The 20767-nt window shown below is 72.7% G+C and carries 18 protein-coding genes; 16 read left to right on the plus strand and 2 right to left on the minus strand.

Features of this window, described 5'->3' with window-relative positions:
* Positions 1 to 66: 66 nt before the first annotated feature.
* The gene (gene bldD / locus AB0G59_RS17575; protein ID WP_004948690.1) at positions 67 to 567 is read right to left on the minus strand and encodes a transcriptional regulator BldD; all 501 of its coding nucleotides are present in this window, start codon (positions 565 to 567) and stop codon (positions 67 to 69) included.
* A 197-nt stretch (positions 568 to 764) separates the two neighbouring features.
* Here bldD and pyrR point away from each other — a divergent pair, with 197 nt between their 5' ends.
* The 14 genes from pyrR (at position 765) to AB0G59_RS17645 (ending at position 17351) form a co-directional block, all read left to right on the plus strand.
* Positions 765 to 1334 carry a bifunctional pyr operon transcriptional regulator/uracil phosphoribosyltransferase PyrR gene (gene pyrR, locus AB0G59_RS17580; RefSeq protein ID WP_360912496.1) on the plus strand — a complete coding sequence of 190 codons (570 nt, stop codon included), beginning with the start codon at positions 765 to 767 and terminating at the stop codon, positions 1332 to 1334.
* A 99-nt stretch (positions 1335 to 1433) separates the two neighbouring features.
* On the plus strand, positions 1434 to 2417 hold the full coding sequence (locus AB0G59_RS17585) for an aspartate carbamoyltransferase catalytic subunit (protein ID WP_071966189.1): 984 nt from the start codon (positions 1434 to 1436) through the stop codon (positions 2415 to 2417).
* 2 nt (positions 2418 to 2419) lie between these two features.
* Entirely contained in the window at positions 2420 to 3706 is a 1287-nt protein-coding gene (locus AB0G59_RS17590; protein ID WP_360912499.1) for a dihydroorotase, read from the plus strand.
* Positions 3703 to 4275 carry a hypothetical protein gene (locus AB0G59_RS17595; protein ID WP_360912501.1) on the plus strand — a complete coding sequence of 191 codons (573 nt, stop codon included), beginning with the start codon at positions 3703 to 3705 and terminating at the stop codon, positions 4273 to 4275. Before AB0G59_RS17590 ends, AB0G59_RS17595 begins: the two co-directional genes overlap by 4 nt.
* Positions 4272 to 5414 (plus strand): glutamine-hydrolyzing carbamoyl-phosphate synthase small subunit, encoded by a 1143-nt coding sequence (gene carA, locus AB0G59_RS17600; protein WP_360912503.1) that lies wholly within the window; start codon positions 4272 to 4274, stop codon positions 5412 to 5414. Before AB0G59_RS17595 ends, carA begins: the two co-directional genes overlap by 4 nt.
* On the plus strand, positions 5407 to 8718 hold the full coding sequence (gene carB / locus AB0G59_RS17605; protein ID WP_360912505.1) for a carbamoyl-phosphate synthase large subunit: 3312 nt from the start codon (positions 5407 to 5409) through the stop codon (positions 8716 to 8718). The genes carA and carB overlap by 8 nt, the downstream gene beginning before the upstream one ends.
* Before the next feature lie 80 nt (positions 8719 to 8798).
* Complete coding sequence (locus tag AB0G59_RS17610; RefSeq protein ID WP_071966184.1) at positions 8799 to 9926, plus strand: quinone-dependent dihydroorotate dehydrogenase; 1128 nt, start codon at positions 8799 to 8801, stop codon at positions 9924 to 9926.
* The gene (pyrF, locus tag AB0G59_RS17615) at positions 9923 to 10789 is read left to right on the plus strand and encodes an orotidine-5'-phosphate decarboxylase (RefSeq protein ID WP_360912507.1); all 867 of its coding nucleotides are present in this window, start codon (positions 9923 to 9925) and stop codon (positions 10787 to 10789) included. The genes AB0G59_RS17610 and pyrF overlap by 4 nt, the downstream gene beginning before the upstream one ends.
* A 276-nt stretch (positions 10790 to 11065) precedes the next feature.
* Positions 11066 to 11389, plus strand: a complete 324-nt coding sequence (locus tag AB0G59_RS17620) for an integration host factor (RefSeq protein ID WP_071966183.1) — start codon at positions 11066 to 11068, stop codon at positions 11387 to 11389.
* A gap of 61 nt (positions 11390 to 11450) precedes the next feature.
* Positions 11451 to 12041 carry a guanylate kinase gene (gmk, locus tag AB0G59_RS17625; protein ID WP_360912509.1) on the plus strand — a complete coding sequence of 197 codons (591 nt, stop codon included), beginning with the start codon at positions 11451 to 11453 and terminating at the stop codon, positions 12039 to 12041.
* Between the two features lie 34 nt (positions 12042 to 12075).
* Positions 12076 to 12348 (plus strand): DNA-directed RNA polymerase subunit omega, encoded by a 273-nt coding sequence (rpoZ, locus tag AB0G59_RS17630; protein WP_030360466.1) that lies wholly within the window; start codon positions 12076 to 12078, stop codon positions 12346 to 12348.
* A 146-nt stretch (positions 12349 to 12494) separates the two neighbouring features.
* The gene (gene coaBC / locus AB0G59_RS17635; protein WP_360912512.1) at positions 12495 to 13703 is read left to right on the plus strand and encodes a bifunctional phosphopantothenoylcysteine decarboxylase/phosphopantothenate--cysteine ligase CoaBC; all 1209 of its coding nucleotides are present in this window, start codon (positions 12495 to 12497) and stop codon (positions 13701 to 13703) included.
* Positions 13704 to 13891: 188 nt separating this feature from the next.
* Positions 13892 to 15100, plus strand: a complete 1209-nt coding sequence (gene metK / locus AB0G59_RS17640) for a methionine adenosyltransferase (RefSeq protein WP_360912514.1) — start codon at positions 13892 to 13894, stop codon at positions 15098 to 15100.
* Between the two features lie 100 nt (positions 15101 to 15200).
* Positions 15201 to 17351: a primosomal protein N' gene (locus tag AB0G59_RS17645; RefSeq protein ID WP_360912516.1), complete on the plus strand. Its 2151-nt coding sequence runs from the start codon at positions 15201 to 15203 to the stop codon at positions 17349 to 17351.
* Positions 17352 to 17528: 177 nt separating this feature from the next.
* Here AB0G59_RS17645 and AB0G59_RS17650 read toward each other — a convergent pair whose 3' ends face one another.
* Positions 17529 to 18032, minus strand: coding sequence for a hypothetical protein (locus tag AB0G59_RS17650; RefSeq protein ID WP_360912518.1), 504 nt, complete (start codon positions 18030 to 18032; stop codon positions 17529 to 17531).
* 294 nt (positions 18033 to 18326) lie between these two features.
* On the opposite strand from AB0G59_RS17650, the gene fmt reads away from it, so the two are divergent.
* Together fmt and AB0G59_RS17660 are read left to right on the plus strand one after the other, a co-directional pair.
* A complete protein-coding gene (fmt, locus tag AB0G59_RS17655; protein ID WP_360912520.1) occupies positions 18327 to 19262 on the plus strand; it encodes a methionyl-tRNA formyltransferase in 936 nt (311 codons plus the stop codon).
* A gap of 48 nt (positions 19263 to 19310) precedes the next feature.
* On the plus strand, positions 19311 to 20756 hold the full coding sequence (locus AB0G59_RS17660; RefSeq protein ID WP_360912522.1) for a transcription antitermination factor NusB: 1446 nt from the start codon (positions 19311 to 19313) through the stop codon (positions 20754 to 20756).
* Positions 20757 to 20767: the final 11 nt, after the last annotated feature.

Below are 20767 nucleotides of genomic sequence, written 5' to 3' on the forward strand. Positions count from 1 at the left end.
GGGGCGGGGGAAACCCAATGGGTTTCCCCCGCCCCCGGCGGTTTGTATGAGGGCCGGACCGGGCGGTCAGGCGTCCTCGTGCTGGACGGCACGGCGCGCGTCGGCGTCGAGCACACCCCAGCTGATCAGCTGCTCGGTGAGCACCGAGGGCGACTGGTCGTAAATCACGGCGAGGGTGCGCAGGTCGTCCTGGCGGATCGAGAGCACCTTGCCGTTGTAGTCGCCGCGCTGGCTCTGGATGGTCGCGGCATAACGCTGGAGCGGGCCCGCCTTCTCGGCCGGGACATGGGCGAGACGCTCCAGGTCCAGGACCAGCTTCGGCGGGGGCTCGGCGGCACCGCCGGGCGTGGTGCCGGGCAGGAGTTCCTGCACGGGCACACCGTAGAAGTCGGCCAGCTCGGCCAGGCGCTGCACGGTCACGGCACGGTCGCCGCGCTCGTACGAACCCACTACGACGGCCTTCCAGCGCCCCTGGGACTTCTCCTCGACACCATGGAGGGAGAGGCCCTGCTGGGTGCGGATGGCGCGGAGCTTGGCCCCGAGCTGTTTGGCGTATTCGCTGGACATAAAGCTCCCCGGACGAAGACTGGTAACTCACTGTGAGGTTACGCAGCGTAATCTCGGTTCGTCAAGCCGAATGGTCCATGGCCTGGGCCGTCAGGGGTGGAGGCAAGAGTTCACCGGCGGTCCTGGTACGGTGAAACATGTAAATCCGACGTCCTTTAAAGTCCGTCCTGTGAGGCGGAGAAGGGGGTCCGTTTCGTATGGACGCAATTCCCAGCGCGCGTCCCGTGCTCGAAGCACCGGACATCGCCCGGGTTCTGACCCGTATCGCGCATGAGATCGTCGAACGCGCCAAGGGCGCCGACGACGTCGTACTCCTCGGCATTCCGACCCGTGGCGTCTTCCTCGCCCGTCGGCTGGCCGCCAAGCTCGAGGACATCACCGGTGGCAAGACGCCGGTCGGCTCCCTCGACATCACCATGTACCGCGACGACCTCCGGCTGCGCCCGGCCCGTGCGCTCGCCCGTACCGACATCCCCGGCGAGGGCATCGACGGCAGGCTCGTGGTCCTGGTCGACGACGTGCTCTTCTCCGGCCGCACCATCCGGGCCGCCCTGGACGCCCTGAACGACATCGGGCGCCCGCGCGCCGTCCAGCTCGCGGTCCTCGTCGACCGCGGCCACCGCGAGCTGCCGATCCGTGCCGACTACGTCGGCAAGAACCTCCCCACGTCGCTGCGGGAGACGGTCAAGGTCCACCTCACCGAGGAGGACGGCCGCGACAGCGTGCTCCTCGGCGCGGGCACGACCGCCCCGGCCGACGGGCAGTAGCACCCCTTCCGCGGGCCCGGCGTCCCTCCAGGGCCGCTCCCGCGCCGCCGCATGCCCGGCCACAGCCCCCGCATACCTCCTCAACCACGGAGCAACCGGATGAAGCGCCACCTCATCTCGGCCGCCGACCTCACGCGCGACGACGCCGTCCTGATCCTCGACACCGCCGAGGAGATGGCCCGGGTCGCGGACCGGCCGATCAAGAAGCTGCCCACCCTGCGCGGCCGCACCGTCGTCAACCTCTTCTTCGAGGACTCGACGCGCACCCGCATCTCCTTCGAGGCCGCCGCCAAGCGGCTCTCCGCCGACGTCATCAACTTCTCCGCCAAGGGCTCCTCGGTCTCCAAGGGCGAGTCGCTCAAGGACACCGCCCTGACCCTGGAGGCCATGGGCGCCGACGCGGTCGTCATCCGCCACCACGCCTCCGGCGCCCCCTACCGGCTGGCGAACTCCGGCTGGATCGACGGGGCCGTCGTCAACGCCGGCGACGGCACCCACGAGCACCCCACCCAGGCCCTGCTGGACGCCTTCACCATGCGCCGCCGCCTCGTCGGCCGGGACGCAGGTCTCGGCCGGGACCTGGCCGGCCGCCGGATCACGATCGTCGGCGACGTGCTGCACAGCCGGGTGGCCCGCTCCAACGTGCACCTGCTGCACACGCTCGGCGCCGAGGTCACCCTGGTCGCCCCGCCCACGCTGGTGCCGATCGGCGTCGAGGCCTGGCCGTGTGAGGTCTCCTACGACCTCGACAGCGTGCTGCCGAAGTCCGACGCGGTGATGATGCTCCGCGTCCAGCGCGAGCGCATGAACGCCGCCTTCTTCCCCACCGAGCGCGAGTACGCCCGCCGCTACGGGCTCGACGGCGACCGCATGGCCCGGATGCCGCAGGACGCCATCGTCATGCACCCCGGCCCGATGAACCGGGGCATGGAGATCACGGCCGAGGTCGCCGACTCCGACCGCTGCACCGCGGTGGAGCAGGTCGCCAACGGCGTCTCGATCCGCATGGCCGTCCTCTACCTGCTGCTCGGCGGCTCCGAGCCCGCCGTCACGAACTCCGCCCGTACCGAGGAGAGCAAGTAACCATGACCAAGATCCTGATCCGTGGTGCGAAGGTCCTCGGCGGCGAGCCGCAGGACGTCCTCATCGACGGCGAGACCATCGCCGCGGTCGGCACGGGCCTGAGCGCCGAGGGCGCCCAGGTCGTCGAGGCCGACGGCAAGATCCTGCTGCCCGGCCTGGTCGACCTCCACACCCACCTGCGCGAGCCCGGCCGCGAGGACTCCGAGACCGTCCTCACCGGCACCCGCGCCGCGGCCAGCGGCGGCTTCACGGCCGTCTTCGCCATGGCCAACACCTTCCCCGTCGCCGACACCGCCGGCGTCGTCGAGCAGGTCTGGCGCCTGGGCAAGGAGTCCGGCTACTGCGACGTGCAGCCCATCGGCGCCGTCACCGTCGGCCTGGAGGGCAAGAAGCTCGCCGAGCTCGGCGCGATGCACGAGTCGGCCGCCGGGGTGCGGGTCTTCTCCGACGACGGCAAGTGCGTCGACGACGCGGTGATCATGCGCCGCGCCCTGGAGTACGTGAAGGCCTTCGACGGCGTCGTCGCCCAGCACGCCCAGGAGCCGCGCCTGACCGAGGGCGCCCAGATGAACGAGGGCATCGTCTCCGCCGAGCTCGGCCTGGGCGGCTGGCCCGCCGTCGCCGAGGAGTCGATCATCGCCCGCGATGTGCTGCTCGCCGAGCACGTCGGCTCGCGCGTGCACATCTGCCACCTCTCCACGGCCGGCTCGGTCGAGATCGTCCGCTGGGCCAAGTCCCGCGGCATCGACGTGACCGCCGAGGTCACCCCGCACCACCTGCTCCTGACCGACGAGCTGGTCCGCTCGTACAACCCGGTCTACAAGGTCAACCCGCCGCTGCGCACCGAGCGCGACGTCATGGCCCTGCGCGAGGCCCTCGCCGACGGCACGATCGACATCGTCGCCACCGACCACGCCCCGCACCCGCACGAGGACAAGGACTGCGAGTGGGCAGCGGCGGCCATGGGCATGGTGGGCCTGGAGACCGCCCTGTCCGTCGTCCAGCACACGATGGTGGAGACCGGCCTGCTGGACTGGGCCCAGGTGGCGGAGCGCATGTCCTTCCGCCCCGCCGCCATCGGCCGCCTCGCCGGCCACGGACGGCCCATCGCCGCCGGGGAGCCCGCCAACCTCACCCTGCTCGACTCCGCTTACCGTGGTGTCGTGGACCCCGCGGGCTTCGCCTCCCGCAGCCGCAACACCCCCTACGAGGGCCGTGAGCTGCCGGGTCGCGTCACCCACACCTTCCTGCGGGGCCGGGCAACGGTCGTGGACGGGAAACTCGCGTGACATCTGCACTGATCAATCTGGCGGCCGAGCAGAAGTCTGCCGACGTCACGGACTGGGCCGCGCGCATCGGCTGGGTCGTCGGGCTGCTGCTCTTCGTCGCCCTGCTGTACTGGCTGATGCGCGAGGGCTGGAAGTGGCGCGGCACGCTCCAGGGCGATCTGCCCGAGCTGCCCGCCGCCCCCGCCGAGTCGGGCGAGCCCACCCTGACGATGAGCGGCCGCTACCACGGCTCGACCACCGCCGGGCAGTGGCTCGACCGCATCGTCGCGCACGGCCTCGGCACCCGCAGCCGGGCCGAGCTCACCCTGACGGAGCAGGGCGTGGCCGTCGTACGGCCCGGCGCCCAGGACTTCTTCATCCCCGCCGCCGCCCTGCGCGGCGCCCGCCTCGACAAGGGCATCGCGGGCAAGGTCCTCGCCGAGGGCGGCCTGCTCGTGATCACCTGGCAGCACGGCGAGAAGCTGATCGACTCCGGCTTCCGCTCCGACCGGGCGGCGGAGCACTCGGCCTGGACCGAGGCACTGACCACCCAGCACCACCTGAACCACGACACGGAAGGCGCACGATGACGACCTCCACCCAGGGGACCGGCAAGGTCCCCGCCGCACTCGTCCTGGAGGACGGCCGTACGTTCCGCGGCCGTGCCTACGGGGCCGTGGGGGCGACCTTCGGCGAGGCCGTGTTCTCCACCGGCATGACCGGCTACCAGGAGACGCTGACCGACCCCTCGTACCACCGCCAGGTCGTCGTCATGACGGCCCCGCACGTCGGCAACACCGGCGTCAACGACGAGGACCCCGAGTCCGGCCGCATCTGGGTCGCCGGCTACGTCGTGCGCGACCCCGCCCGCATCCCGTCCAACTGGCGCTCGCGCCGGTCCCTGGACGAGGAGCTCGCCCGCCAGGGCGTCGTCGGCATCAGCGGCATCGACACCCGCGCGCTCACCCGCCACCTGCGCGAGCGCGGCGCCATGCGCGTCGGCATCTTCTCGGGCGACGCCCTGGGCGACGACGCCGCCATGCTCGCCGAGGTCCGCCGGGCCCCCGAGATGAAGGGCGCCGACCTCTCCGCCGAGGTCGCCACCAAGGAGGCCTACGTCGTCCCCGCGATCGGTGAGAAGCGCTTCACCGTCGCGGCGATCGACCTGGGCATCAAGGGCATGACCCCGCACCGCATGGCCGAGCGCGGCATCGAGGTGCACGTCCTGCCCGCCACCGCCACCGCCGAGGACGTCTACGCGGTCGAGCCCGACGGAGTGTTCTTCTCCAACGGCCCCGGCGACCCGGCCACCGCCGACCACCCCGTCTCGGTGATGCGCGAGGTCCTCTCCCGCAAGACGCCGCTCTTCGGCATCTGCTTCGGCAACCAGATCCTCGGCCGCGCCCTCGGCTTCGGCACCTACAAGCTGAAGTACGGCCACCGCGGCATCAACCAGCCCGTGCAGGACCGCACGACCGGCAAGGTCGAGGTCACCGCGCACAACCACGGCTTCGCCGTCGACGCCCCGCTCGACGCGGCGACCGACACGCCCTACGGCCGGGTGGAGGTCTCCCACGTCTGTCTGAACGACGACGTGGTCGAGGGTCTCCAGCTGCTCGACCAGCCGGCATTCAGCGTCCAGTACCACCCCGAGGCGGCCGCGGGCCCGCACGACGCCGCGTACCTGTTCGACCGCTTCGTCTCGCTCATGGAGGGCCAGCGTGCCTAAGCGCACCGATATCCAGTCCGTCCTGGTCATCGGCTCCGGCCCGATCGTCATCGGCCAGGCAGCAGAGTTCGACTACTCCGGGACCCAGGCCTGCCGGGTGCTGAAGTCCGAGGGCCTGCGGGTCATCCTCGTCAACTCCAACCCCGCCACGATCATGACCGACCCGGAGATCGCCGACGCCACGTACGTCGAGCCGATCACCCCCGAGTTCGTCGAGAAGATCATCGCCAAGGAGCGCCCCGACGCGCTCCTGCCCACCCTCGGCGGCCAGACCGCGCTCAACACCGCCATCTCCATGCACGAGAACGGCGTGCTGGAGAAGTACGGCGTGGAGCTCATCGGCGCCAACGTCGAGGCGATCCACAAGGGCGAGGACCGCGACCTGTTCAAGGGCGTCGTCGAGGCCGTCCGCGCCAAGATCGGCCACGGCGAGTCCGCACGCTCGGTCATCTGCCACACCATGGACGAGGTCATCGCGGGCGTCGGGACGCTCGGCGGCTACCCCGTCGTCGTCCGCCCCTCCTTCACCATGGGCGGCGCCGGCTCCGGCTTCGCCCACGACGAGGACGAGCTGCGCCGCATCGCCGGCCAGGGCCTGACGCTCTCCCCGACCACCGAGGTGCTCCTGGAGGAGTCCATCCTCGGCTGGAAGGAGTACGAGCTGGAGCTGATGCGCGACAAGCACGACAACGTCGTGGTCGTCTGCTCCATCGAGAACTTCGACCCGATGGGCGTGCACACCGGCGACTCCATCACCGTCGCCCCGGCGATGACGCTGACCGACCGCGAGTACCAGATCCTGCGGGACGTCGGCATCGCGATCATCCGCGAGGTCGGCGTCGACACCGGCGGCTGCAACATCCAGTTCGCCGTCAACCCCGACGACGGCCGGGTCATCGTCATCGAGATGAACCCCCGCGTCTCGCGCTCCTCCGCGCTGGCGTCCAAGGCGACCGGCTTCCCGATCGCCAAGATCGCGGCGCGTCTCGCCGTCGGCTACACCCTCGACGAGATCCCCAACGACATCACCGAGAAGACCCCGGCGTCCTTCGAGCCCACGCTCGACTACGTCGTGGTCAAGGCGCCCCGCTTCGCCTTCGAGAAGTTCCCGGCCGCCGACGCCACCCTCACCACCACCATGAAGTCGGTGGGCGAGGCCATGGCGATCGGCCGCAACTTCACCGAGGCGCTGCAGAAGGCGCTGCGCTCGCTGGAGAAGAAGGGCTCGCAGTTCGACTTCACCGGCCCGGTCGGCGACAAGGCCGAGCTGCTGGAGAAGGCCGTCGTGCCCACCGACGGCCGCATCAACACGGTCATGGCGGCCATCCGCGCCGGCGCCACGGCCCAGGAGGTCTTCGACGCCACGAAGATCGACCCCTGGTTCGTCGACCAGCTGTTCCTGATCAAGGAGATCGCGGACGGGCTGGCCGCCGCCGAGAAGCTCGACCCCGAGCTGCTGGCCGAGGCCAAGCGCCACGGCTTCTCCGACGCTCAGATCGCCGCGATCCGCGGCCTGCGCGAGGACGTCGTCCGCGAGGTCCGCCACGCCCTCGGCGTCCGCCCGGTCTACAAGACGGTCGACACCTGCGCCGCCGAGTTCGCCGCGAAGACGCCGTACTTCTACTCCTCCTACGACGAGGAGTCCGAGGTCGCGCCGCGCGAGAAGCCCGCGGTCATCATCCTGGGCTCCGGCCCGAACCGCATCGGCCAGGGCATCGAGTTCGACTACTCCTGCGTCCACGCCTCCTTCGCGCTCAGCGACGCGGGCTACGAGACCGTGATGGTCAACTGCAACCCCGAGACCGTCTCCACCGACTACGACACCTCCGACCGGCTCTACTTCGAGCCGCTCACCCTGGAGGACGTCCTGGAGATCGTCCACGCGGAGACCCTCGCCGGTCCCGTCGCGGGCGTCATCGTCCAGCTGGGCGGCCAGACCCCCCTCGGCCTGGCCCAGGCGCTCAAGGACAACGGCGTGCCGATCGTCGGCACCTCGCCCGAGTCCATCGACCTCGCCGAGGAGCGCGGCGCCTTCGGCCGCGTCCTGACCGAGGCCGGGCTGCCCGCGCCCAAGTACGGCACCGCCTACTCCTTCGAGGAGGCCAAGGGCATCGCGGCGGGCATCGGCTACCCCGTCATGGTCCGCCCCTCCTACGTCCTGGGCGGCCGCGGCATGGAGATCGTCTACGACGAGCCCTCCCTGGCCGGCTACCTCGAGCGGCACGCGGGCCTGATCTCCGAGCACCCGGTGCTCATCGACCGCTTCCTCGACGACGCCATCGAGATCGACGTCGACGCGCTCTACGACGGCGAGGAGCTCTACCTCGGCGGCGTCATGGAGCACATCGAGGAGGCCGGCATCCACTCCGGCGACTCCGCCTGCGCGCTGCCCCCGATCACCCTCGGCGGCTTCGACATCAAGCGCCTGCGGGCCTCCACGGAGGCCATCGCCAAGGGCGTCGGCGTGCGCGGCCTGATCAACATCCAGTTCGCCATGGCCGGGGACATCCTCTACGTCCTGGAGGCCAACCCGCGCGCCTCCCGTACGGTCCCCTTCACCTCCAAGGCGACCGCCGTACCGCTGGCCAAGGCCGCCGCCCGCATCTCGCTGGGCGCGACCGTCGCCGAGCTGCGCGCCGAGGGCATGCTGCCCAAGGAGGGCGACGGCGGCACCCTGCCGCTGGACGCGCCGATCTCCGTCAAGGAGGCCGTGATGCCGTGGTCGCGCTTCCGCGACATCCACGGCCGCGGCGTGGACACCGTCCTCGGCCCGGAGATGCGCTCCACCGGCGAGGTCATGGGCATCGACTCCGTCTTCGGCACGGCCTACGCCAAGTCGCAGGCCGGCGCGTACGGCGCGCTGCCCACCAAGGGCCGGGCGTTCGTCTCCGTCGCCAACCGGGACAAGCGCTCGATGATCTTCCCGGCCCGCGAGCTGGTCGCCCACGGCTTCGAGCTGCTCGCCACCTCCGGCACCGCCGAGGTCCTGCGGCGCAACGGCATCAACGCCACCGCCGTACGCAAGCAGAGCGAGGGCGAGGGCCCCAACGGCGAGAAGACCATCGTCCAGCTCATCCACGACGGCCAGGTCGACCTGATCGTCAACACCCCGTACGGCACCGGCGGCCGCCTCGACGGCTACGAGATCCGTACCGCCGCCGTCGCCCGGGCGGTCCCGTGCCTGACCACGGTCCAGGCGCTCGCCGCCGCCGTGCAGGGCATCGACGCGCTGACCCGGGGTGAGGTAGGCGTGCGCTCCTTGCAGGAGCACGCGGAACATCTGACCGCCGCGCGCGAGGCGTAGGGCTCACGGAGGGGGACACCACGAGGTGTCCCCCTCTTCTTGAGCCCCCTCGCCCCGCTCCCTCGCTCAGAAGGCTGGAAATGTACCGTCTCTTCTTCGACCTGATCTTCAAGCGCATGGACCCCGAGAACGCCCACCACCTGGCCTTCCGCTGGATCCGCCTGGCCGCCCGCGTCCCCGTCCTGCGCACCTTCGTCGCGGCCGTCCTCGCCCCGCGCCACACCGCGCTGCGCACCGAGGCCCTCGGCCTGCGCATGCACGGCCCCTTCGGCCTCGCCGCCGGCTTCGACAAGAACGCCGTCGCCATCGACGGCATGGCCATGCTCGGCTTCGACCACGTCGAGATCGGCACGGTCACCGCCCAGCCGCAGCCCGGCAACCCCAAGAAGCGCCTCTTCCGCCTCGTGGCCGACCGCGCGCTCATCAACCGCATGGGCTTCAACAACGACGGCTCCGCGGCCGTGGCGGAGCGCCTGGCGGCCCGCAAGGAGGTCTTCCGGACCACCGTGGGCGTCAACATCGGCAAGACCAAGGTCGTACCGGAGGCCGAGGCCGTCGCCGACTACGTCACCTCCACCGAGCGCCTGGCCGCCCACGCCGACTACCTCGTCGTCAACGTCTCCTCCCCGAACACGCCCGGCCTGCGCAACCTCCAGGCCACCGAGGCGCTGCGCCCGCTGCTGAGCGCCGTCCGCGAGGCCGCCGACCGCACCGTCACCTCGCGCCGCGTGCCGCTGCTGGTGAAGATCGCCCCCGACCTGGCCGACGAGGACATCGACGCCGTCGCCGACCTCGCCGTCGAGCTGGGCCTGGACGGCATCATCGCCACCAACACCACCATCGCCCGCGACGGCCTGGGCCTGAAGACCCCCAAGCGCACCGTGGAGGCCATCGGCGCGGGCGGCCTGTCCGGCGCCCCCCTCAAGGAGCGCTCCCTGGAGGTCCTCGCCCGCCTGTACGCCCGTGTGGGCGACCGGATCACCCTGGTCGGGGTCGGCGGCATCGAGACCGCCGACGACGCCTGGGAGCGCATCCTGGCCGGCGCCACGCTGGTCCAGGGCTACAGCGCCTTCATCTACGAGGGCCCGTTCTGGTGCCGGGCGATCCACAAGGGCCTCGCCGAGCGCCTGGCCGCCAGCCCCTACACCACCCTCGCCGAGGCGGTCGGCGCCGCCACCCGTGCCCGTATCTCCGGAGAAGCGAAGTGACCCAGACGCAGCAGTCCTCCCAGGAGCCCTTCGGCGCCCGCCTGCGCCGCGCCATGGACGAGCGCGGTCCGCTGTGCGTGGGCATCGACCCGCACGCCGCGCTGCTCGCCGACTGGGGCCTGTCCGACGACATCGCGGGCCTGGAGCGCTTCACGCGCACGGTCGTGGAGGCGCTGGCCGACCGGGTCGCCGTGCTCAAGCCGCAGTCCGCGTTCTTCGAGCGGTTCGGCTCCCGCGGCATCGCCGTCCTGGAGCAGGCCGTCGCCGACTCGCGCGCCGCCGGTGCCCTGGTGCTGATGGACGCCAAGCGCGGCGACATCGGCTCCACCATGGCCGCGTACGCCGCGACCTACCTGGACCCGGCCTCGCCGCTGTTCTCGGACGCGGTCACCGTCAGCCCCTACCTCGGCTACGGCTCGCTGCGCCCGGCGCTGGACCTGGCGCGCGAGAGCGGCACGGGCGTCTTCGTCCTCGCCCTCACCTCGAACCCCGAGGGCGCGGAGGTGCAGCACGCGGTGCGGGCCGACGGCGTGAGCGTCGCGGCGACGATGCTGAACCACCTGAAGGCCGAGAACGCCGGTGCGGCCCCGATGGGCTCGTACGGCGCGGTCGTCGGCGCGACGCTGGGGGAGAGCCTCGGTGCGGCGGGTGTGGATCTGGCCATCGACGGCCCGCTGCTGGCCCCCGGCATCGGTGCCCAGGGCGCCACCGCCGCCGACCTGCCGAAGGTCTTCGGTTCCGCCGTGGGCAACGTCGTCCCGAACGTCAGCCGCGGCGTGCTGCGGCACGGTCCGGACGTGGCGGCCCTGCGCCGCAGCGCCGAGCGTTTCGCGGACGAGGTGCGGCAGGCGGTGGCGGGCTGACCCCTCCCGCGCGGAGGCCGTGGGGACTTCGGGGGTCGGCTTAACGCCAAAAGCCGGGAAACCAAGAAATTTGTCGGTCATTATGTCCGGAAAAGTCCTGGTCGAGCGAGTCTGACCAGGACTTTTCGTCTGTTCTCGCTGACTGGAGCGGGATCGGCCGCTAGTCTCCGACGAGAGCGAACGAGCAAGCGCGTTGCTCGTTGCTCCCCAGGTGTGGGCCGACTAGGTTCCTCACCGGTCCTTATCCGACAGTTCGACATCCGAGGTGACGTAGGCGTGGCTCTTCCGCCCCTTACCCCTGAACAGCGCGCAGCCGCGCTCGAAAAGGCCGCCGCGGCTCGCCGGGAGCGCGCCGAGGTCAAGAATCGACTCAAGCACTCCGGCGCCTCGCTGCACGAGGTCATTCAGCAGGGCCAGAAGAACGATGTCATCGGCAAGATGAAGGTCAGCGCCCTCCTGGAGAGCCTGCCCGGTGTGGGCAAGGTCCGCGCCAAGCAGATCATGGAGCGGCTCGGCATCTCCGAGAGCCGCCGCGTGCGCGGTCTCGGCTCCAACCAGATCGCCTCTCTCGAGCGAGAGTTCGGCAACAAGGCGGCCTGACCGCCACCCGGCGGCGGGTCCCGCGTTCCCAGGCACTCCCCGGAACCGGGATAATCGCTGCATGAGTACTGCAGTCTCCCGGGGGACGTCCCCCGTACCCCCGGCCAGACAACCGCGGCTGACCGTGCTCTCCGGCCCCTCCGGGGTCGGCAAGAGCACGGTCGTCGCCCATATGCGCAAGGCCCACCCCGAGGTGTGGCTCTCGGTCTCCGCGACCACCCGCAAGCCGCGACCCGGCGAGCAGGAGGGCGTCCAGTACTTCTTCGTCGACGACGAGCAGTTCGACAAGCTCATCGCCAACGGTGAACTGCTGGAGTGGGCCGAATTCGCGGGCAACCGCTACGGCACGCCCCGCAAGGCCGTGCTCGACCGCCTGGAGGCGGGCGAGCCGGTCCTGCTGGAGATCGACCTCCAGGGCGCCCGGCAGGTCCGCGAGACCATGCCGGAGGCCCAGCTGGTCTTCCTCGCGCCGCCCAGCTGGGACGAGCTGGTCCGCCGGCTCACCGGCCGGGGGACCGAGTCGCCCGAGGTCATCGAGCGCCGGCTGGCCGCAGCGAAGGTCGAGCTCGCCGCAGAGGCCGAGTTCGACACCACGCTGGTCAACACCTCCGTCGAGGACGTTGCGCGCGAGCTGCTAGCCTTGCTTCGCTGAACATCTTTCTTCACCCCCCTTCGGAAGGCAGAGAGTGTCCTCTTCCATCACCGCGCCCGAGGGCATCATCAACCCGCCGATTGATGAGCTGCTCGAGGCGACCGACTCGAAGTACAGCCTGGTGATCTACGCCGCCAAGCGCGCTCGCCAGATCAACGCGTACTACTCGCAGCTCGGCGAGGGCCTGCTGGAGTACGTCGGTCCGCTGGTGGACACCCACGTCCACGAGAAGCCGCTCTCCATTGCGCTCCGCGAGATCAACGCGGGCCTGCTGACCTCCGAGGCCGTCGAGGCCCCGGCGCAGTAAGCGCTGAATTTTTCGGTATGTGACACCACGGGCCCGGCAGGGGCTCCACCCGGCGTTCCGGCCGGGGGAGCGACTGCCGGGCCCGTGGTGTGTCATGGGCCTGTACGGTTCGCACGTACGGACGAGAGCGCGGGGAGAAGCGAGCGATGGAGAAGCCCAAGGTCGTCCTGGGGGTCAGCGGTGGGATCGCCGCCTACAAGGCGTGCGAGCTGCTGCGCCGCCTCACCGAGTCGGGGCACGACGTCCGGGTGGTGCCGACCGCCTCGGCCCTGCACTTCGTCGGTGAGGCGACCTGGTCCGCGCTCTCCGGCCACCCCGCCGTCACCCAGGTGTGGGAGAGCGTGCACGAGGTGCCGCACGTACGGATCGGCCAGCAGGCCGACCTCGTCGTCGTGGCCCCCGCCACCGCCGACATGCTGGCCAAGGCCGCCCACGGCCTCGCCGACGACCTGCTGACCAACACGCTCCTCACGGCCCGCTGCCCGGTCGTCTTCGCCCCGGCCATGCACACCGAGATGTGGGAGAACGCCGCCACCCAGGAGAACGTGGCGACGCTGCGCCGCCGCGGCGCGATCGTCATCGAGCCCGCCGTCGGCCGGCTGACCGGCGTCGACACCGGCAAGGGCCGCTTCCCCGAGCCGGGCGAGGTCTTCGAGGTCTGCCGCCGGGTGCTGGCGCGCGGCGCCGCCTCCCAGGTCGCCGACCTGGCCGGCCGGCACGTCGTGGTGAGCGCCGGCGGTACGCGGGAGCCCCTGGACCCGGTCCGCTACCTCGGCAACCGCTCCTCCGGCAAGCAGGGCTACGCCCTGGCCCGGACCGCCGTCGCGCGCGGGGCCCGCGTCACCCTCGTCTCCGCCAACAGCGAACTTCCCGACCCCGCCGGCGTCGACGTCGTGCACGTGGGGACGGCGGTGCAGCTGCGGGAAGCGGTGCTCAAGGCCGCGACGGACGCCGACGCCGTGGTGATGGCCGCCGCCGTGGCGGATTTCCGCCCCGCGCACTACGCCGAGGGCAAGATCAAGAAGCGGGACGGCGAGGAGCCCGAGCCCGTCGCCCTGGTCCGCAACCCCGACGTCCTCGCCGAGCTCTCCGCCGGGCGCCCCCGCCCCGGCCAGGTCGTCGTCGGCTTCGCCGCCGAGACCGACGACGTGCTCGCCAACGGCCGAGCCAAGCTCGCCCGCAAGGGTTGTGACCTGCTGGTCGTCAACGAGGTGGGGGAGCGCAAGACCTTCGGTTCGGAGGAGAACGAGGCGGTGGTCCTGGCCTCCGACGGCACCGAGATCCCGGTCCCGTACGGCCCCAAGGAGGCCCTCGCGGACACCGTCTGGTCCCTGGTGACCAGGCGCTTCGTCTGAGGCGTCGCGGGCGGGAATAAAGTGGTTGGAGTGGCGGGTGTCACAGTTCAACCGCTCGGTGATGAGGGACGGGATGTCCCGAGCCGGGGAAGGCCGGATAAACTGGCATCCGGATCCGCGTCGAGCGCAGCTCTCGGCCGGGTCCTTCAAATGATCAGCCAGCAGCCGCTGCAACCCCAGGGAGCATTGTGTCCCGTCGCCTTTTCACCTCGGAGTCCGTGACCGAGGGGCACCCCGACAAGATCGCTGACCAGATCAGCGACTCCATTCTCGACGCCCTCCTCAAGGAGGACCCGACCTCCCGCGTCGCCGTCGAGACCCTCATCACCACCGGCCTGGTGCACGTCGCCGGCGAGGTGACCACGAAGGCCTACGCGCCGATCGCCTCGCTCGTGCGCAACAAGATCCTCGAGATCGGCTACGACTCGTCCAAGAAGGGCTTCGACGGCGCTTCCTGCGGTGTCTCGGTCTCCATCGGCGCGCAGTCCCCGGACATCGCCCAGGGTGTCGACACCGCGTACGAGAACCGTGTCGAGGGTGACGAGGACGAGCTCGACAAGCAGGGCGCCGGCGACCAGGGCCTGATGTTCGGCTACGCCTGCGACGAGACGCCCGAGCTCATGCCGCTGCCGATCCACCTGGCGCACCGGCTCTCCCGCCGCCTGTCGGAGGTCCGCAAGAACGGGACCATCCCCTACCTGCGCCCCGACGGCAAGACCCAGGTCACCATCGAGTACGACGGCAACAAGGCCGTGCGCCTGGACACCGTGGTCGTCTCCTCGCAGCACGCCTCGGACATCGACCTGGACTCGCTGCTGGCGCCCGACATCCGCGAGTTCGTCGTCGAGCACGTCCTCAAGGAGCTCGTCGAGGACGGCATCAAGCTGGACACCGAGGGCTACCGCCTCCTGGTGAACCCCACCGGCCGCTTCGAGATCGGCGGCCCCATGGGCGACGCCGGCCTCACCGGCCGCAAGATCATCATCGACACCTACGGCGGCATGGCCCGCCACGGTGGCGGCGCCTTCTCGGGCAAGGACCCGTCCAAGGTCGACCGCTCGGCCGCGTACGCGATGCGCTGGGTCGCCAAGAACGTCGTCGCGGCGGGGCTGGCTGCCCGCTGCGAGGTCCAGGTCGCCTACGCGATCGGCAAGGCCGAGCCGGTGGGTCTGTTCGTCGAGACCTTCGGCACCAACACGGTCGACACCGAGAAGATCGAGCACGCCATCGCCGAGGTCTTCGACCTCCGCCCGGCCGCGATCATCCGCGACCTCGACCTGCTCCGCCCGATCTACGCGCAGACCGCCGCGTACGGTCACTTCGGCCGTGAGCTTCCCGACTTCACGTGGGAGCGCACGGACCGCGTGGACGCGCTGAAGAAGGCCGCGGGTCTGTAGGACCCTCCGCACGGAACACGGCCCCGGACCGACACGTCGGTCCGGGGCCGTCGTGCTCCTGATCCCGGGCATGTCAGTGCCCTCTGGTAGGACTGGAGCCGTGAGCAGCGAGAACGGGGGACCCGGGGCGGAGCCCGCGGGGGAGCAGGCGGAGCAGCTCGCGTTCATTCGCGAGACGGTGCGCAAGGCCAAGGTGCCGCGGGCCAAGCCGCGGACATGGCGGGGCGCCGAGCTGGCCAAGGAGTTGCCCGTCGCGCGCGTGCTGGTGGACAAGGGCCCGGTCCACCTCGACCGGCTCTGGGACTACGCCGTGCCCGCCGAGCTCGACGCCGACGCCCGGCCCGGGACGCGGGTGCGGGTGCGCTTCGGGGCGGGCACCCGCAATGTGCGGGGCGGACGCCGGGAGGGCGGCGGCCTGCTCGACGGCTTCATCGTGGAGCGGGTGGCCGAATCCGACTACCAGGGGCCGCTCGCCGCCATCGCCCAGGTGCTCTCGCCCGAGCCCGTGCTGAGCCCGCCGCTGCTGGGGCTGTGCCGTGCCGTGGCCGACCGGTACGCCGGCTCGCTCGCCGACGTGCTGCAGCTGGCCGTGCCGCCGAGGCACGCCCGTATCGAGGGCGAGCCCTCGCCCGCGCCCCTGTCGCCGCCGCCGGTGCCCGAGCCGGGCAGCTGGGCGCGGTATCCGACGGGGCCGGCCTATCTCGACGCCGTCGCCCGGGGCGACTCCCCGCGCGCGGTGTGGAGTGCGCTGCCCGGCCCGCACTGGCCGGCGGAGCTGGCCCGCGCGGCGGCGGCCGCCCTGGCCTCGGGGCGCGGCGCGCTGATCGTGGTGCCCGACGGCCGGGCCGCCGCCCGCGTCGACGCCGCGCTCGGCGCGCTGCTCGGCGCGGGCCGGCATGTGCTGCTGACCGCCGACACCGGGCCGGAGGAGCGCTACCGCCGCTGGCTGGCGGTCAGCCGGGGCTCGGTGCGGGCCGTGGTCGGCACCCGGGCCGCGATGTTCGCGCCCGTACGGGACCTGGGCCTCGCCGCGATCTGGGACGACGGCGACTCCAGCCACAGCGAGCCGCACGCTCCGCAGCCGCACGCCCGTGAGGTGCTGCTGCTGCGGGCGGCGCACGAGAAGGCGGCGTTCCTGCTCGGCGGCTTCGGCTGCACGGTGGAGGCGGCGCAGCTGGTGGACACCGGCTGGGCCCTGCCGCTGGCCGCCGGCCGGGAGCGGCTGCGGGCCGCGGCGCCGCGGGTCCGCACGGTCGGTGAGGCCGACGAGGCGCGCGACGCCGCCGCCCGCGCCGCCCGGCTGCCCACCGTCGCCTGGGAGGTGGCCCGCGAGGGCCTGAGGCACGGGCCCGTGCTGGTGCAGGTGCCGCGCCGCGGCTACGTACCGCGGCTGGCCTGCGAGCGGTGCCGCGAGCCCGCCCGCTGTGCGCACTGTGCGGGGCCGCTGGAGGCGCGGGGCGAGGACGGGCTGCTGCACTGCGGGTGGTGCGGGCAGGAGGCCCGTGACTGGCACTGCGGCGAGTGCGGCGGCTTCCGGCTGCGGGCCCAGGTCGTCGGCGCGCGGCGCACGGCGGAGGAGCTGGGCCGGGCCTTCCCGGCCGTGCCCGTACGGACCTCGGGCCGCGACCACGTCCTGGACACCGTCCCGGACCGGCCCGCCCTGATCGTCTCCACCCCCGGCGCCGAACCGGTCGCCGAGGGCGGCTACGCGGCGGCCCTGCTCCTGGACGGCTGGGCCCTGCTGGGCCGCCCCGACCTGCGGGCGGGCGAGGAGGCGCTGCGCCGCTGGCTGGCGGCGGCGGCGCTGGTGCGGGGCCAGGAGGCGGGCGGCACGGTGGTGGTCGTGGCCGAGCCGACGCTGCGACCGGTGCAGGCGCTGGTGCGCTGGGACCCGGCCGGGCACGCGATGCGCGAGCTCGCGGACCGGGCGGAGCTGGGCTTTCCGCCGGTGTCCCGGATGGCGGCGGTCTCCGGTCCGCCGGATGCGGTGGCGGAGCTCCTCGCGACGACCGAGCTGCCGGAGGGGGCGGAGGTGCTGGGCCCTGTCCCGCTGCCCGTGCCCCTGCCCGGGCGCCCGCGCCGGGCCGGCGATCCGCCGCCGGGGGAGCGGTGGGAGCGGGCGCTGGTCCGGGTCCGCCCGGGCCGGGGCGCGGCGCTGGCCGCCGCGCTCAAGGCCGCCCAGGCGGTGCGGCTCGCCCGCCGCGAGGGCGAGCCGGTACGACTGCGGATGGACCCGCCGGACATCGGGTGATCGGCGGCCCCGGGGGGCTGGGGCGCAGCCCCAGGAAACGGAGAAAGGGCGGGACCGGGGCCCCTTCCCGCCGCAGCGGCGCTCAGCCGCCATGGTGGAATCCGGCGGTGCCGGACCGGGCCCGGCCCGGTGGGTGCGCCCACAGGGCCGGCGCAGTGGGGCCCGAGGCCCCGTGGGTCAGCCGTTGCGGGGGCCCGGGAAGGCCGAGGCGCGGGGTTCCTCGCGGTGGGCGACCGGCTGGCCGGGGACCGAGCGGGCGGCCGGGACGACGGGGACCGGGGTGGGCTCGGCCGTACGGACCGGCTCGGCGGTCTCGGCGGTGCTCTGGCCGCCCGCCCTGCGGGCGCCGTAGCGGCGGTGCACCGCCTGCTTGGTGACGCCGAGCGCCGAACCCACCGCGTCCCACGAGAAGCCCAGCGAGCGGTCGAAGTCCACCGCCGCCGTGACCAGCGTCTCGACGCTGTCCCGCAGCTCCTGCGCCAGCCGGACGGTCGGCGCGGGGGCGCGGCCGTAGACGACGAAGCCCGCCGAGGGGCCCGTGCGGCGCGGACGGTAGACGTTGCCCAGCTGGGCGGTGAGGGTGCGCAGCGCGTCCACCTGACGGCGGACCCTCTCGATGTCCCGGACCAGGAGATGCAGGCTGGCCCGTGCCTGGGCGTCGTGGGTTGCGTGGTCGGGCATGAACAAGCCTCTCGGACCGGCGGTTAAAGGGACGTAGGAGGACGAGAGTTGACGGGTGGTCGGTAAACAACGCAAGGAAAGCGGACCGTGGTTGCAGCCCGTTTCGGTCAATCTCTCTTGACCCAACGCGCCACGGGCCGCTGGGTCACGGTATGGGGGCGTACATCCGCTGGAATGGGGCGCGCGTCAGCCCGCACGCCCCCTGCGCCGAGGGCGCCTCTAGACTGGAGCGCCGTTCCGCCCGGCGCCCCGCCAGCGCTGTGAGAGCGCTACGAGAGAGGTAGTCCGCCACCCATGAGGCTCGTCTTCGCCGGTACCCCCGAGGTCGCCGTACCCGCCCTCGACGCCCTGATCGCCTCGGACCGCCACGAGGTCGTCGCCGTCGTCACCCGGCCCGACGCGCCCGCCGGACGCGGCCGCCGGCTGGTCGCCAGCCCGGTCGCCGAGCGCGCCGAGGAGGCGGGCATCGAGGTGCTCAAGCCCGCCCGCCCGCGCGACGAGGACTTCCTCGCGCGGCTGCGCGAGATCGCCCCCGACTGCTGCCCGGTCGTCGCCTACGGCGCCCTGCTGCCCAAGGCCGCCCTGGAGATCCCCACCCACGGGTGGGTGAACCTGCACTTCTCCCTGCTGCCCGCCTGGCGCGGCGCCGCCCCCGTGCAGCACGCGATCCTCGCCGGCGACGAGGTGACCGGCGCCTCCACCTTCCTGATCGAGGAGGGCCTGGACTCCGGGCCCGTCTACGGCGTGCTCACCGAGCAGGTCCGCCCCACCGACACCAGCGGCGACCTGCTGACCCGCCTCGCCTTCGCCGGCTCCGGGCTGCTGGCCGCCACCATGGACGGCATCGAGGACGGCACCCTGCGGGCCGTGCCGCAGCCCGCCGACGGCGTCTCGCTCGCCCCGAAGATCAGCGTCGAGGACGCCCGCGTCGACTGGGCCGCCCCCGCCCTGCGCGTCGACCGCGTCGTACGCGGCTGCGCCCCGGCCCCCGGAGCCTGGACGACGTTCCGCGGCGAGCGGCTGAAGGTCATGTCCCTCGCCGTGACGCCCGACCGCACCGACCTCGCCCCCGGCGAGATCGCGGCGGCCAAGAACTCCGTCCACGTCGGCACCGGCTCGCACGGCGTGCAGCTGCAGTGGGTCCAGCCGCAGGGCAAGAAGCCGATGCAGGCCGCCGACTGGGCCCGCGGTGTGCGCATCGCCGCAGGCGAGCGGCTGGGCGAGAAGTAACGGGCGTAGGCTGGAATCCTTCATCACCCCAGCTCCGGAGCACCTTTCGTGAACGATCAGGCGTCTCGCCGCAAGAACGGCCGCCCCGCCAAGCCGTACCGCCGGCCCCAGAAGGACCCGGTACGGATCCTGGCCTTCGAGGCACTGCGGGCCGTCGACGAACGGGACGCCTACGCGAACCTCGTGCTGCCGCCGCTGCTGCGCAAGGCCCGCGAGAAGGGCGACTTCGACACGCGTGACGCCGCCCTCGCCACGGAGCTGGTCTACGGCACGCTGCGCCGCCAGGGCACCTACGACGCGATCATCGCCTCCTGCGTCGACCGGCCGCTGCGCGAGGTCGACCCGCCGGTGCTCGACGTGCTGAGCCTGGGCGCGCACCAGTTGCTCGGCACGCGCATCCCGCCGCACGCCGCGGTCTCCGCCAGCGTCGAGCTGGCGCGGGTCGTCCTGGGCGACGGACGGGCGAAGTTCGTCAACGCCGTGCTGCGGAAGATCACGGCCCACGACCTCGACGGCTGGCTGGAGAAGGTCGCCCCGCCCTACGACGACGACCCCGAGGAGCACCTCGCCGTCGTCCACTCCCACCCGCGCTGGATCGTCTCCGCGCTGTGGGACGCGCTCGGCGGCCCCCGGGCGGGCATCGAGGACCTCCTCGAGGCGGACAACGACCGTCCCGAGGTCACCCTGGTCGCCCGCCCCGGGCGCGCGACCGCCGAGGAGCTGCTGGCCGCGGTCGGCGAGGACTCCGCCCTGCCCGGCCGCTGGTCGCCGCACGCCGTGCGGCTCGCCGAGGGCGGCGAGCCCGGCGCGCTGGACGCCGTGCGCGAGGGCCGGGCGGGCGTCCAGGACGAGGGCAGCCAGCTCGTCGCCCTGGCGCTGGCCGAGGCCCCGCTGGAGGGGCCGGACGGGCGCTGGCTGGACGGCTGCGCGGGCCCCGGCGGCAAGGCCGCCCTGCTGGGCGCGCTCGCCGCGCAGCGCGGCGCCGCCCTGCTGGCCTCCGAGAAGCAGCCGCACCGCGCCCGCCTCGTCGAGCGCGCCCTGGCCGGCAACCCCGGCCCCTATCAGGTCATCGCCGCGGACGGCACCCGTCCGCCGTGGCGCGAGGGCACCTTCGACCGGGTCCTGATGGACGTGCCGTGCACGGGCCTGGGCGCCCTGCGCCGCCGCCCCGAGGCCCGCTGGCGCCGCCGGCCCGAGGACGTGGCCGGCTTCGCGCCGCTCCAGCGCGACCTGCTGCGCGAGGCGCTGCGCGCCGTGCGCGTGGGCGGAGTCGTCGGCTACGCCACGTGCTCCCCGCACCCGGCCGAGACCCGGGCCGTCGTCGACGACGTCCTGCGGGGCCGTGGCGGCCCCGCGGTGTCCGCCGAGTGGATCGACGCACGTCCTCTCATGCAGGGCGTCCCCGGCCTCGGCGACGGCCCCGACGTCCAGCTCTGGCCCCATCTGCACGGCACGGACGCCATGTATCTGGCGCTGCTGCGGCGTACGGGCTGAGGCAGCCGGAA

Origin of the sequence: Streptomyces sp. NPDC021096, from assembly GCF_040641275.1 — a bacterium.
Classification (GTDB): Bacteria; Actinomycetota; Actinomycetes; order Streptomycetales; family Streptomycetaceae; genus Streptomyces.